The 13,510-nt window shown below is 68.4% G+C and carries 14 protein-coding genes, 1 tRNA gene and 1 riboswitch; of the genes, 5 read left to right on the top strand and 10 right to left on the bottom strand.

The window, feature by feature from the left end; genetic code table 11:
* Positions 1–145: 145 nt before the first annotated feature.
* Positions 146–691: a hypothetical protein gene (locus tag HLH21_RS15785; protein WP_182944713.1), complete on the top strand. Its 546-nt coding sequence runs from the start codon at positions 146–148 to the stop codon at positions 689–691.
* 187 nt (positions 692–878) lie between these two features.
* Here the strand turns inward: HLH21_RS15785 and folE are convergent, their stop codons facing one another.
* The 3 genes from folE to metZ form a co-directional block, all read right to left on the bottom strand.
* Positions 879–1,496 (bottom strand): GTP cyclohydrolase I FolE, encoded by a 618-nt coding sequence (gene folE / locus HLH21_RS15780; RefSeq protein ID WP_182944712.1) that lies wholly within the window; start codon positions 1,494–1,496, stop codon positions 879–881.
* 83 nt (positions 1,497–1,579) lie between these two features.
* On the bottom strand, positions 1,580–1,990 hold the full coding sequence (gene apaG / locus HLH21_RS15775; RefSeq protein ID WP_373319560.1) for a Co2+/Mg2+ efflux protein ApaG: 411 nt from the start codon (positions 1,988–1,990) through the stop codon (positions 1,580–1,582).
* Between the two features lie 88 nt (positions 1,991–2,078).
* Positions 2,079–3,281, bottom strand: a complete 1,203-nt coding sequence (metZ, locus tag HLH21_RS15770) for an O-succinylhomoserine sulfhydrylase (RefSeq protein WP_182944710.1) — start codon at positions 3,279–3,281, stop codon at positions 2,079–2,081.
* 101 nt (positions 3,282–3,382) lie between these two features.
* Positions 3,383–3,462: riboswitch (SAM riboswitch) on the bottom strand.
* A gap of 143 nt (positions 3,463–3,605) precedes the next feature.
* Here metZ and HLH21_RS15765 point away from each other — a divergent pair.
* Positions 3,606–3,679: transfer RNA gene (locus HLH21_RS15765), tRNA-Gly, on the top strand.
* An 11-nt stretch (positions 3,680–3,690) separates the two neighbouring features.
* Here the strand turns inward: HLH21_RS15765 and HLH21_RS15760 are convergent.
* A complete protein-coding gene (locus HLH21_RS15760; RefSeq protein WP_182944709.1) occupies positions 3,691–4,251 on the bottom strand; it encodes a hypothetical protein in 561 nt (186 codons plus the stop codon).
* Between the two features lie 116 nt (positions 4,252–4,367).
* On the opposite strand from HLH21_RS15760, the gene HLH21_RS15755 reads away from it, so the two are divergent.
* The 3 genes from HLH21_RS15755 (at position 4,368) to HLH21_RS15745 (ending at position 7,359) form a co-directional block, all read left to right on the top strand.
* Positions 4,368–4,598 (top strand): DUF1653 domain-containing protein, encoded by a 231-nt coding sequence (locus tag HLH21_RS15755; protein ID WP_246379875.1) that lies wholly within the window; start codon positions 4,368–4,370, stop codon positions 4,596–4,598.
* A 50-nt stretch (positions 4,599–4,648) separates the two neighbouring features.
* A complete protein-coding gene (locus HLH21_RS15750; RefSeq protein WP_182944707.1) occupies positions 4,649–6,229 on the top strand; it encodes an adenosine deaminase family protein in 1,581 nt (526 codons plus the stop codon).
* A 68-nt stretch (positions 6,230–6,297) separates the two neighbouring features.
* Positions 6,298–7,359, top strand: coding sequence for a purine nucleoside permease (locus HLH21_RS15745; protein ID WP_246379881.1), 1,062 nt, complete (start codon positions 6,298–6,300; stop codon positions 7,357–7,359).
* 75 nt (positions 7,360–7,434) lie between these two features.
* Here HLH21_RS15745 and HLH21_RS15740 read toward each other — a convergent pair whose 3' ends face one another.
* The 6 genes from HLH21_RS15740 to HLH21_RS15715 all read right to left on the bottom strand — a co-directional run bounded on the left by HLH21_RS15740 (position 7,435) and on the right by HLH21_RS15715 (position 13,502).
* On the bottom strand, positions 7,435–8,064 hold the full coding sequence (locus HLH21_RS15740; RefSeq protein WP_182944706.1) for a PqiC family protein: 630 nt from the start codon (positions 8,062–8,064) through the stop codon (positions 7,435–7,437).
* On the bottom strand, positions 8,061–9,029 hold the full coding sequence (locus HLH21_RS15735) for an MlaD family protein (protein WP_182944705.1): 969 nt from the start codon (positions 9,027–9,029) through the stop codon (positions 8,061–8,063). The genes HLH21_RS15740 and HLH21_RS15735 overlap by 4 nt, the downstream gene beginning before the upstream one ends.
* Before the next feature lie 3 nt (positions 9,030–9,032).
* Entirely contained in the window at positions 9,033–9,833 is an 801-nt protein-coding gene (locus tag HLH21_RS15730; protein WP_246379873.1) for an ABC transporter ATP-binding protein, read from the bottom strand.
* 3 nt (positions 9,834–9,836) lie between these two features.
* A complete protein-coding gene (locus HLH21_RS15725; RefSeq protein WP_264811595.1) occupies positions 9,837–10,973 on the bottom strand; it encodes an ABC transporter permease in 1,137 nt (378 codons plus the stop codon).
* Positions 10,974–11,086: 113 nt separating this feature from the next.
* On the bottom strand, positions 11,087–12,154 hold the full coding sequence (locus HLH21_RS15720; protein ID WP_182944704.1) for a hypothetical protein: 1,068 nt from the start codon (positions 12,152–12,154) through the stop codon (positions 11,087–11,089).
* Positions 12,129–13,502, bottom strand: coding sequence for an MBOAT family O-acyltransferase (locus tag HLH21_RS15715; RefSeq protein ID WP_182944703.1), 1,374 nt, complete (start codon positions 13,500–13,502; stop codon positions 12,129–12,131). The genes HLH21_RS15720 and HLH21_RS15715 overlap by 26 nt, the downstream gene beginning before the upstream one ends.
* Positions 13,503–13,510: the final 8 nt, after the last annotated feature.

Raw genomic sequence — 13,510 nt, 5'->3', positions numbered from 1 at the left:
AATAGGCCGGGCTCTATTTCAAAATGGAGGACATCCTCCTTGGCAGTCATCCTCAATATGTACTGGTATTGATGGATGAACTTGATGTCAGACCATTGCCGGGAATGGGAAAGGTCTGATATTGCAAGACTTAGGAGGCCTTCCCATGGATGATAGTCCGAAACACGTTATTATTCCGATCTTCTACAACCATCGTGGGGCTGTCATTTTCCGCGATCGGCCAGTCAAGACAAAGCCCAAGCCCTCTGCGATTCAGAGCATCCTGGGATGGGTCAATCCGAATTCCCTCCCGAAGGAAGAAAAAATCTATCTGGATTATTTCTATTATGGATTCGAATTCAATCCAAAGAAACAAAAGCTGATGAGCGCCCTGATGGGGGGTGTTTTCGATTATCTCCATTCTCGGGGGGTGACCTTCAACTACCCCGGAGTCGATCAGGACTCGGTCGCCGAGTACTGGGTCGGGAGGAGGCGTTATCATGTCGTTGCCGTCATGGCCGATGTGCGTAACCAGCATCTGTGCGCCTACGGCTATCTCGATGCGTCAACCAGGACCTTTATCGAGATCGACAACGAGAAGTATCAACGCACCAAGACGAAAGCGCCTTCTTTATCCGTTGCAATAGTGAAGGATATGATCTGCAAGGGTGAACTCGATGAGGCCAATATTCGTCTAACGTCAATAGAATAAATAATATTTACCATACCAAATTGTCTTTAACCGATTCGCGGCAAATTTATCCCTGAAATCAGGCAATCATTATTGCCCCCTACATCCGGAATTCGGGACAGGCCCCTTGGCAGGATTTGCTCGCCTGCCCGCAGTGGCCGATGGCGTGAAACGCGACGATCCCGGCTTTGCCCGGCGTCGTGACGGCCTAGATGTGGGCGTTGGCGACCGACGGGCGGTTGAGCATCGCCATCAGTTCGCGCCGGGTGTCCGAATTGCTGCGGAACACGCCCAGCATGCGGCTGGTCACCATCGACACGCCCGGGCGATGCACGCCGCGCGTCGTCATGCATTGATGTCCGGCCTCGACGATGACCGCGACGCCGTGCGGTTGCAGGACGTCGTTGATCGTGTTGGCGATCTGCGCCGTCAGCCGTTCCTGGATCTGGAGCCGGCGGGAATAGGTCTCGACCACCCGCGCCAGCTTGGAGATGCCCACGACGCGGGTGCGGGGCAGGTAGGCGACATGGGCCACGCCGATGATCGGCACCATGTGGTGTTCGCAATGGCTTTCGAAGCGGATGTCGCGCAGCAGGACGATCTCGTCATAATCCTCCACTTCCGCGAAGGTGCGCGACAGCATGGCGGCCGGGTCGTCGCCGTAGCCCTGGAAGAATTCCTCGTACGACCGCACGACGCGGCCGGGCGTGTCCAGCAGCCCCTCGCGCGACGGGTCCTCGCCGGCCCAGCGCAACAGGGTGCGGATCGCGTCTTCCGCCTCCTCGCGCGAGGGACGGGGCAGGGGGGACGTATCGGAGGAGGTCATTACTGTGTCTTGCCGGGAAGGCGGCCGCCCGAAAACATCCGGGAACAGGCGCGCGGGTCAGATGGAAGGGGCGAGAAGGGGCGTCAGTGGATGATCGCTGGGTGATACGGACAGTCCAGGCTGAAGGGCGGGATCTGGACGTCGAACTGCTGGTGCGTGTGCGGGCGGATCATGTGGTACAGCCCGCGCATGAAGCCGGTGGGCGTCTGCAACGCCACCCCCGAGGTATATTCGAACGCCTGGCTGGGTTCCAGGACCGGCTGTTCGCCGACCACGCCGTCGCCATGGACATGCTCGATCCGGCCCGAGCCGTCGGTGATGTCCCAGGTGCGGCGCAGAAGCTGGACCGTCTCGGCGCCGTGATTCTCGATCCGGATGCGATAGGCCCAGGTGAAGCGGTGCGCGTCCGGCTGGGACTGGTCGTCCAGCCAGAACGTGCGGACGGTCACGCGGATCGCGTCGGTCGTCGCGTCGTAGCACGGCGCGTTTTCCATGGCCTCGGACAGCACGGCGTCCGGGTCGGGATCCATCCGGGGGGGAGGCGGTCTGTCGTTGGCCATGGCGGGTTCCTGCCTGCGGGCGTCAGCGAAGCCCGAGGGCGACGACGCCGCGGGCCAGGTCGTTCTTCAGGTCCTCGGCGTCTTCCAGCCCGACCGAAAAGCGGATGACGCCGTCGGTGATGCCAAGCTGGGCGCGGTCCTCGGGGCTGATCTTCATGTGGGTGGTGGTGGCGGGATGGGTGACCATCGACCGCGCGTCGCCCAGGTTGTTGGAAATCGCGATCAGCCGCAGGGCGTTCATGAAGGCGAACGCCCCGGCCTTGCCGCCCGCGACCTCGAAGGCGACCAGGGTCGATCCGCCCGTCATCTGGCGTTGCGCCAGTTCGTATTGCGGATGGTCCGGCCGGCCGGGATAGAACACCCGCGTGACCCCCTCGGCCCCGGCCAGGTAATCGGCGACGGCGGCGGCGTTTTCGGTCATCGCGCGGACGCGCAGGGTCAGTGTCTCCAGCCCCTTGAGCATGACCCAGGCGTTGAAGGGCGACAGCGCGTTGCCGGTGTTGCGCGTGAACGGCTGCAGGGTGTTGGCGATCCAGTCCTGGCGGCCCAGCACCGCGCCGCCCAGCACGCGGCCCTGGCCGTCGATATGCTTGGTGCAGGAATAGACGACGACGTCGGCCCCCAGTTCCAGCGGCTTCTGCAGCAGCGGGGTGGCGAAGACGTTGTCGACCACGACAATGGCCCCGGCCTTGTGCGCCAGGTCGGCGATGGCGCGGATGTCCAGGATTTCCAGCATCGGGTTCGACGGGCTTTCCAGCAGCACGGCGGCCGTGGGCCGGGACAGCGCGGCCGCCCACCCGGCCAGGTCGCCACCATCGACGAACACCGTCTCGACCCCGTAGCGCGGCAGCAGGTTGGCGACGATCCAGTGACAGGACCCGAACAGGGCGCGCGACGCCACCACCCGGTCGCCGGCCTTGACGTGCGACAGCAGGGCGGACGACACCGCGCCCATGCCGGTCGAGGTCGCGATGCAGGCCTCGGCCCCCTCCAGGTCCGCCAGGCGCCGTTCCAGCGCCGCGACCGTGGGGTTGCCGAAACGGCTGTACTGGTAATGGACGACATCGCCGGTAAAGGTCGCCTCGGCCTGCTCCGCATTGTCGTAGACGAAACCCGACGTCAGGAACATCGCCTCGCTGGTCTCGCCGAAGGGGGTGCGCTCGATGCCGGCGTGCAGAAGGCGCGTCGCGGGACGGTAGGCGGTGTCGGTGGGGTCGTTGCTCATCAGGAGCTCCCGGAACAGAATCGTCAGAAGTGCCGAGGCTGTGGCCTTCCGGCCCACCCCGACGCGGCTATCCGACCGTGGAAACCGTGACGCCCCCGGGATTGTGGCGGAGTCAGGCCTCTTTAGCGCGTCTGTTTAACCTCGTCGCAAGCCGGCCGATCAAATCACGAGGGCCCGGACAAACCGCAAGGTACGCCGGACGACAGGGTTATTGCGGATCTGGGCGGGCGTCGTCAACCATCGCGTCCGGCGCGGCCTGCCTGCCTGCGGCCCGCCTGGACGGATTGCATCGCCCGCGACGCTGGGCTATAGGGCGTCAGCGCCGCGGGTGTAGTTCAATGGTAGAACGGCAGCTTCCCAAGCTGCATACGAGGGTTCGATTCCCTTCACCCGCTCCACGCCCATCCCGTCAGTGCGGTTTCGGATGCTGCGCCTGGTAGCGTTCGATCGAGCGGCGCAGATCGTCCATCGGCGGGGCCGGCATGGTGTCGCGATAGGCGTGGCCGTTCCAGACCCAGCGATCGGTCCCGTTGATGACCAGGTCGTGCATGCCGCCGTGGGTCCGGCGCGACAGCGAGACCGGGCCGCTGACCGAATCCAGCACCTTGCTCCACTCGCCATGGCCCTTTTGCAGGTAGACCGACGTGGCGCATCCGGCGGACCCGCACAGGGCGGCGGATTGCAACTGCACGAACAGCGCCGTTTCCCCCGGCCGGGTCGAAAGCGGCGCGGAGCCCACCAGCACCACCGGCGTGTCGCCGCGCTTGGCCGCCGCCGCGAGGTCGCCGGCATTGAGCCGGCGCGCCGTCTGGTCCAGGGCCGTGCCCGGCTGCTGCGTCAGCACGACCGGACCATCGGGAAGGGCGGTGTGGGATGGGTGTTGGGCGGGCGCCGCCCCGGCGGGCCGGTCCAGGGCCGACGCCGCCGTCACGAGGAGAAGGGCAAGCATATGACGGGGCAGGCGGTTCATGCGATGAAGTTCCGTCGGTTCGTGCCGGCCGCCGTGGCACGGCCGTCGCGATGATAGCCCCGGCCGGCGCGGGGGGCGAGACGCAACAGGCAACGCATCACGGGGGGAAACGACGCATGACCGCAACCGACGACAGGACGCGGCCGGGGCTGTACCGGCACTACAAGGGCGGGCTTTACACCCTGCTGTGCGTCGGCCGCCATTCCGAGACCGAGGAATGGCTGGTCACCTATCGCAGCGAGGCCGGGGGCGATTACTGGGTCCGTCCCCTGTCGATGTGGGTCGAGGACGTGGAGGGTGTGCCCCGTTTCCGGCCCATCGGGCCGGACGCGGCCCCCGACTGCTGATCCCCCGGGGCCCTGTTGCGTTTTGGAATCGATCGCTCCACCATGGCCGCATGTCACGAATCGCCGTCGCCTGCGCCCTGGCCGGGGGCCTCGCCTTCCTGCCCTGGGCCGTCATGCCCGCCGCTGCAGCGCCGGACCCGGCGGATATGGCCTTCGAGCACATCCGCCACGACCCCGACCGCCTGGCGGTCGTGCTGCGCGCCATGCCCAAGGGGGCGGACCTGCACAACCATCTGGCCGGGGCGATCTATGCCGAAAGCCTGCTGGACTGGGCGGCGCGGGACGGCCTGTGCGTGGCCCCCGGCCAGGGGCGCGTCCTGTCCGGCCCCTGCGCGCCGGCGCCCGCGCCCGGACAGGTGCCGGCCGGCGACCTTGCCGCCCGCCCCGACGACCGGGCGCGGATGATCGACGCGCTGTCGATGCGCGATTTCGTGCCCACGGCGGATGACCGGTCGGGGCATGACCATTTCTTCGCGACCTTCGCGCGCTTCATGCCGGTCGAGGCCACGCATGGCGGCGACATGCTGGCCGAGGCCGTGACCCATGCGGCGGGCGACCATGTCCTGTATCTGGAACTGATGGTCTCGCCGCAACTGCTGCCGGTGGCGCGGCTGGGCCTGAAGTACCCGCTGCACGACGAGGGGTTCGCCGCCGCCGACCAGGCGATGGCGCCGGCGCTGCCCGCGCTGGTGGCCGCGGCCCGGCAGGAGGTGGACGCGATGGAGGGGCGCATGCGCGACGTGCTGCGCTGCGGCACCGCCCAGGCGCGGCCGGGGTGCGGCGTTGCGGTGCGCTACCTGTACCAGACGGTCCGCACCATGCCGCCGGCCATGGTCTTCCCGCAGCTCGATTTCGGCTATGCGCTGGTCAAGGCCGATCCGCGTTTCGTGGGCGTGAACATCGTGGCGCCCGAGGACGATGCCGTGGCCATGCGCGACTACAGCCTGCACATGCGTATGTTCGGCTGGCTGGCCCGTCGCGACCCGCAGGTGAAGCTGTCGCTGCATGCCGGGGAGCTGGCGCCGGGGCTGGTCCCGCCCGAGGGGCTGCGCGGCCATATCCGCGAGGCGGTCGAGGTCGCGGGGGCGCGGCGGATCGGCCATGGCGTCGATATCGAGCATGAGGACGACCCGGACGGGCTGATGGCCGAGATGGCGCGCCGCCGGGTGATGGTGGAAATCAACCTGACCAGCAACGACGTCATCCTGGGCGTCGCCGGCGCGGCCCATCCCTTCACCGCCTATCGCGCCGCCGGCGTTCCGGTGGCCCTGTCGACGGATGACGAGGGCGTGTCGCGCATCGACCTGACGCGGGAATACGAACGCGCGGCGACGACCTATGCGCTGGAGTACGGGGCGCTGCGCGACCTGTCGCGCGCCGGGCTGGAATATGCGTTCGTGCCGGGCGACAGCCTGTGGCGCAGCACCGCGCCCTACCGCATGGTCGCGGCCTGCGCCGCCGTGCCCGCCGGGCCGGCTCCGGCGCGGGGCGCCTGCCACGACCTGCTGGCCCGCAGCGACAAGGCGCGCCTGCAATGGGAGCTGGAGCGGCGGCTTCATGATTTCGAGATCGGACTGATCGGCGAGGGCGGCCGGGGGGCCGCGACCGGTCGGCAAGAGGGGAACGGATGAAACTGACAGTGCGCCTGACAGGCATGATGGGGGCCTGCGTGATGGGGGCCGGGATCGCGGCCGGCCTGATGGCCCCGGCCCCGGCGCGCGCGGCCGCCACCGCCGCCGCCACCGCGCCGATCCCGGTGCGGGTGGTCGTCGTGACCACGTTCGAGATCGGCAAGGACACCGGCGACATGCCGGGCGAATTCCAGACGTGGGTCGAGAAGCTGCCGCTGAAGCAGGAACTGCCGGCCCCCGGCACCTGGCATGGCGTGATGCGCTACAACCCCGACCTGCAGGTGCTGGGCATCGCCAGCGGCGAAGGGCCGGAACATATGGCCTCGGCCATCACCGCCCTGGTCCTCGACCCGCGCTTCGACCTGCGCCAGGCCTATTTCGTGCTGGCGGGCATTGCCGGGATCGACCCGAAATTCGGGTCGGTCGGCTCGGCGGTCTGGGCGCCGCGCGTCATCAACGGGGGGCTGGCTCATGCGATCGACGCGCGTGAAATCCCGGCGGACTGGCCCGACGGCTATACGCCCGTGCAGGGCAGCCGCCCGGACGAACGGCCGGTGCCGCCGCTGCATTCCCTGTCGGGCGACATGGCCTATACGCTCAATCCGGGGCTGGTCGGCTGGGCCTATGCCCTGACGCGCTCGCTGCCGCTGGAGGACACCACGGCGCTGAAGGCGATCCGCGCGCGGTACAAGGGCTTCGTCCCCGCGCAGGCGCCCCCGTCGGTCCTGCTGGGCGATACGCTGTCGGGCGAGACCTTCTGGGTCGGCGCCCGGATGAATGACTGGGCCGAGCGCTGGGTGCGCTACTGGACCGAGGGCAAGGGCGTTTTCGCCACCACGGCCGAGGAGGATGTCGGCTTCATGCAGGCGCTGTCCTTGCAGGCGCAGGCCGGGCGCGTGGATCTGAACCGCGTGCTGCTGCTGCGGACCGCCAGCAATTTCGACATGCCGCCGCCGGGCCAGACGGCGGCCGACCTGCTGAAGTCCGAGGCGAGCGAGGGCGGCTATTCCGGCTACCTGCCATCGGTCGTCGCGGCCTATCAGGTCGGCAGCGTGGTGGTGCGCGAACTGTCCCGCAACTGGGACCGCTATGCCACGCACGTGCCCGAAGCGGCGCCTGCTGCGCCGTAGGAAGGTCGGGCGCTGCCCGAACCCGGCAAGGGCCTCGGCCCTTGCCTTTGTCGATCGGCCTGATGCCCCGAAAGCTTATCCTTTGGGCCAGCCGGCCACGATCCGGTCGGCCAGCTTGTCCAGCAGCGCCTGCGTCAGGGTCGCCACCGCGCCGTCGGTGGCGGCGGAGCCCGACTGCGTGAGGCTGGCGCGGCTACGCAGGATGGGCAGGTGCGGGTCGTGCGGGATGATCGACCAGTCGGCGTCCAGCGCCGCCGCGCCGTCGCGCGTCACGTCCAGCCGGCTGATATTCACCGTCAGGCGCCATGTCGCCGGCAGGGGCTGGGGCTGGTCGGTGACGAACAGGTCCGTCCGGGCCTGCGCCAGGCGCGCGGTAATCAGGTCGGTGGCCCCCACCGACAAGCGGCTGGCCCATCGGCCGCCGGCGCTGCGTTCGATCTGGTTGCCGGCGCGGACCACGATGTCCTGCCCGTCCAGGTAATCCGGCAGGACGATCCGCCCGACCTCGACGACCGGGGTGGCGGTGGCGAGCGGGGACGCGGTGACGGGCACCGCGCCGGTCGCGATCGCCGGCGCCCCCAGCGTGTAGAAGCGCACCGGCGGCGACGCGCAGCCCGCCAGCACCAGCATCGGCAGCAGCGCGGACAGCGCCATGCGGGCCGCATGGGTGGGACGCGACGGGCGGGAAGGGGGGCGGGTCATCATGGGCGACGTCCCATCAGCAGAAGTTGCGGATTGCGCTCGACGTCGCTGGCGAAGCCGCGCAGGGCGGCGGCGGCGGCCGACAGGTCGCGCAGGGTGGAGTCGATGTTGGCGCGGTCGGCCGAACGCGGCGAAATCATGTCGCGCACGCCGGCCAGCGCCTCGCGCGCCTGGATCACCGTCTGGTCCGAACTGACCAGCAGCGCGTGCAGGTCGGCGCCCCGGGCGTCAAGCTGGCGCGTGCCGGTGGAGGCCAGGGTGTCGATGCCGGTCAGGGTCGTATCCAGGCGCCGTTGCAGGTCGTCGATGGCGCGGGCGGCGGCGTCGACGGCGGTCCGCGAATGGTCCGACGTCTGCTTCACGCTGTCGACCAGCGGCGGCAGGTCGCGGTCCAGCCGCTCGGACAACTGGCGGATGCTCTGCAACGCGATATTGGCGTTGTCGGCCAGTTCCTTCAGCGGCAACTGGGTCAGGGTTTCCTGGACCTTCTGGATGGCGGATTGCCGGGTGGGAATTTCGGTCATCGTCGCGATGTCGGGATGCAGCATCGCGGGGGACGCCGGATCGAAATCCAGGTCGATTTCCGATTGTCCGGTCACGAAGCTCTGCAGGTTCAGCGACGCCCGCAGCCCATGGTCGATCAGGTCCTGCAGGAGCAGGGGGCGATGGCCGTGGTCCGCGCCGCTCAGCATCACCTTGCCGGGCTGCAATTCGATCGTGACCGGGATGAAGGCGGCATGGGCCTTGGGGTCGAAGGTGATCGAAATCTCGTCCACCGCGCCGACGCGCACGCCCCGGAACGTAACCGGCGCGCCCACCGTCAGGCCGGAGGTCGATCCCTGGAAGATCACCACGGCCTGTCGGGTGCCGGCGAAAAAGTGGAAATTACCGAAGAACAGCAGGGCCGCCATCCCCAGCGCCACGCCTCCGACGACGAACGCGCCGACGGCTGTCTGTCTGTTTGCCATGGGTCAGTCGGTCCTCCCGGACGGGGTTTCGGGGCGTTCGCGGTGCATGAAGGCGTGGACCTGCGGATCGTCGCAATGATCGCGCAGCCAGGAGGGCGCGCCCCGGGCGATCGGCGTTCTGGTCTGCGCGTCGAGGAAGATGCCGTCGTCGGCAATGGCGAACAGGCTGGGCAGTTCGTGGCTGACGATGACGATCGTCGCCCCCAGCCCGTCGCGCAGGTTCACGATCAGGTCGTCCAGCCGGGCCGAGGTGATCGGGTCCAGCCCGGCCGAGGGCTCGTCGAAGAACAGGATGTCGGGGTCCAGCGCCATGGCCCGCGCCAGCCCCGCGCGCTTCTTCATCCCGCCGCTGAGTTCGGAGGGGTACTGGTCGATGGCATGCAGCATGTCCACCAGGCCCAGCTTCAGCTCCACCAGGCGGCGGATGGCGGCGGGGTCGAGCTTCGTGAACATCTGCATCGGCAGGGCCACGTTCTCGCCCACCGTCAGCGAACTCCACAGCGCGGCGCTCTGGAACAGCACGCCGAAGCGGCGGTTGACCGCCACGCGGTGGGCGTCGTCGCCCTGCCAGTATTCGTCGCCGCCGACCAGGTACCGGCCCTGGCGCGGGCGCAGCAGGCCGATCATGCTTTTCAGGATGGTGCTCTTGCCGCAGCCCGACCCGCCCATGACGGCGAAGATGCTGCCGCGCCGGACGTCGAAGGACACGTTCTGCTGGATGATCTTCGACCCGAACGCCAGCGTGATATCCTGCAGCGACATCAGGGTTTCGCGGTTCGCGCCGCCAGGGGGCATGTCGCTCATGCCTCAGATCCCCAGCGTGTTGGCGATGACGGCGAAGATCGCATCCAGCGCGATGACGCCGACGATGCCGACCACCACCGCACGTGTCGCCGCTATGCCGACATCGGCCGCGCTGCGTCCGGCCCGCAGGCCGATGCGGCAACTGGTCAGGCCGATCAGGGCGGCGAAGAAGATGCTCTTGATGAAGCCCAATTCGAACTGGTTCAGCGCGATGGCATTGATCGTCTGGTGGAAATAGCCCGCGCCGGTTACCGTCAGCATGCCGATCGCGACGCAGAACCCGCCCAGTATGCCGATCAGGCAGCCATACAGGTACAGGAAGGGCATGGTCAGGATCAGCGACAGGATCGACGGCAGGATCAGGTAGGTGGACACCGGAATGCCGAAGACGGTCAGGGCGTCGATTTCCTCGTTGCCCTGCATGGTGGCGATGCGCGCGGCATAGGCGCCGCCGGTGCGCCCCGCCATGATGATCGCGGTCATGACGGCCGACATCTCGCGCACCACGGCGATGCCGACCAGGCTGGCGACATAGATATCGGCGGCGAATTTATGGAGCTGCACCGCGCCGACGAAGGCCAGGATGGCGCCGACCAGGAAATTGACGATGCCGACGATCAGCAGCGCCGACGGCCCGGCGTCGCGGACGTTGGACATCAGGTCCGTCATCCGCATCCGGCCGCGACCGGTGGCCGCCGCCAGGGCGCCGCGCGCGGTCTCGGCCCCCAGTTCGGTGACGGTCCCGATCTCGGTCAGGCTGTCGAGGGTGTGGGCGCCGATGGCCGTGACGGGCGCGAAGCGACGATGCGGCGGGGGTGGTGGCGGCGCGGCCTGTTCCGGCAGCAGGTCCAGCAGCTTGCGCGCCGAGTCCGGCAGCGTGTCGGCGCGCAGGTCCAGCCCCGCGCGGGTCGCCTGCTGTTTCACGTCCCACAGGAAGCTGATGAGTGCGGTGTCCCATCGCCCCAGGGAGTCGGTCCGGAAGGCGATGCCCTGCCCCTTTTTCACCTGGCGCAACCCGTCGGCGGGAAAGGGCGGGATGCGGCCATCCTGGGCGATCCATTCCCCGGACAGGACGATCACGGTCCCGGACGCATCGCTATCCAGGCGCCATTCCGGCTGGCCGTGATCGGTCGTGTTCACCAGGCTCTCCAATCGGTTCGGGGCCTCCGTCGGGACGATCATCTTCCATAACAGATGGTCGGTCATCGGCAAGGCCACCCGGCGCATGGCGCCCGATGCCCGAAAGCGGGGCGTCAGTGCGTCAGCGGCACGAGGATTCGCGCCTCGGCCGGGGGGACGGGGTGGCCGGCGCGGGCGGCGGCCAGGTCGTCCATGATGGTCCGCGCCACGGCCATGCGGTAATGGAGGGGGTCCCAGAAATTGTCGCGCGCGGCCGTCAGCGGCCCGGCGATGTCGAAATCGATCACCAGCGTATTTGCGCTGTCGCGGCCGATGGCGGCCACGGCCTGGCGGCAGGCATCCCGCATCGCGGCGACGACGCTGCCCGGCGCGCCCTGAATTTCGGGCGCCGTCGGGGGAAACCACAGGATCTTGGTGGTGTCGGCGGGAATGGCGGCGACCAGCCGGCGCAGCATCGGCATCGACAGCGGGGGGGCGGCCGGCCCCGTCGCCATGCGGCGGTCGATGTCCCAGCGCCGGAACTGGGCATCGACCCGGCGGGGATCGTACTGGTCGTCGGGCGGCACGAAGCGGGTATAGCCGTCCGAGCCGAAGCGCTGGCGCTTGTGTCCGATCAGCCACATGAACTGGTTGGCGGCTTCCTGCACGGCATACATGTTCATCATGTCCGCATAGCCGCGCCAGGGCGAGCCCTCGTACATCCAGCCGGGCATCGGCCGGTTGGGGCTGGCGATGGTATAGGGCGAGGCGAAGCACCAGGATGCGTCGATGCCGATCAGCACGACGCGCGGGGCGGCATGGTGGCGCAGGAACAGCCGCAGCAGCCGGTCCTGCTCCCACGGGGTGGCGCTGTTCATCGCCATGTTCGACAGGTGCGCGCCGAAGGGGGCGTCCATGACCGCCGGTTGCAGCAGGCGCCCGGTCGAGGTGCCGATCATGGTGGAATCGAACCGGTCGCTGCGGGCCAGCGCCGGCATGGTATAGCGCGCGTTGGTCGAAATCGGGATGCGATGCAGCGGTGGCGACAGGGGCAGCATGTCCCACGGATCGACCGTCGCGACGAACAGGAAGACGAACAGCCCCGCCCCCGCCAGTGCGGCGGCGAAGGTCAGGGCGAAGCGCCGCCAGGCCCCTGCCTGGCCGGCACGGGGCCGGTCAGAACTGGAAATAGATGAACACATCCGGAATCCGCCCCCCGATCAGCAGCAGCAGAAGCACGAAGGCGATGCCCGCCGGCACGGCCAGCAGCGGGGTGGGGCGCATCCGCCATACCGCATTTTGCGACGACGGCCCGACCAGGGCCACGGCCAGCGCGATCCAGAACACCGCGGCATCGTGGACGGGTGCGCGCCCCACGCCCTGAAGACCCGTCATGGCGCGCAGCATCCGCGTCGCGGTGGGGATGTCGGGGGCGCGGAACAGGACCCAGCCCAGGATGACGAACAGCATGGTCGCGGCCCAGGCCAGCGGCGCGGCCAGCCGGATGCCGGTCCGGCGCCAGACATGGTTGACCGACAGGGCCGCGCCGTGCAGCGTGCCCCAGGCCACGAACGTCCATCCCGCGCCGTGCCACAGCCCGCCCAGGGCCATCGTCGCGACCAGGTTGGCGATCTGGCGCGGCATGCCCTTTCGGTTGCCGCCCAGCGGGATGTAGAGATAGTCGCGCAGGAAGCGCGACAGCGTCATGTGCCACCGCTGCCAGAAGGCCCGGATGCTGGTCGCGCGATAGGGCGCGTCGAAATTGAACGGCAGGCGCAGGCCGAACAGCAGCGCCATGCCGATGGCCATGTCCGAATAGCCGGAAAAATCGAAGAAGATTTCCAGGCTGTAGGATATCGCGGCCAGCCATGCCTGGGCCATGTTGAGCGAAGCGCCCTGCGCGGCCTGATCGAACAGGGGGGTGCAGACCCGCGCCAGGCTGTCGGCCAGGGCGACCTTCTTCGCCAGGCCCAGCAGCAGCAGCATCGACCCGCGCGACAGGTTTTCCCACAGGGCGGGGCCGTGCGGGTCGGTTTCGAATTGCGGGACGATCTCGGAATGCCGGACGATCGGGCCGGCGATGAGCTGCGGGAAGAAGGTGACGAATTCCAGGAAATCCAGCACGCTGCGTACCGGTCGGGCCCCGCGCAGCAGGTCGGCGTGATAGGCGATCTTCTGGAACACGAAGAACGACACGCCCAGCGGCAGGGCGATGGCCCAGGCCGTGTGATGCCGCCCCAGGGCGGTGGCGATGCTGTCGGTGAGGAAGTTCGCATATTTGAAGGCGCCGAGGACCAGCAGGTTCAGCACCAGCCCCGCGACGGGCCAGGCCCTTTGTCCCGTCGCCCCCCACGCGCGGCCCAGCCCCCAGTTGGCCAGCGTCAGCCCGACCAGCGCCGGGACGAAGCGCCAGTCCCACATGCCGTAGAAGACCAGCGAGGCGCCCACCAGCACCACCTGCCGGGCCGTGCGGCGACGGGCGCAGAGATGGAACAGGATCAGCGTCGCCGGCAGGAAGCCCAGCAGGAAGCCTTGGGTACTGAACAGCATGCCGGCGT

Source organism: Gluconacetobacter johannae, assembly GCF_014174305.1.
GTDB classification, from domain to species: domain Bacteria; phylum Pseudomonadota; class Alphaproteobacteria; order Acetobacterales; family Acetobacteraceae; genus Gluconacetobacter; species Gluconacetobacter johannae.
The sequence above is the reverse complement of the archived record's forward strand: the minus strand, read 5'-3'. Positions and strand labels throughout refer to the sequence as shown.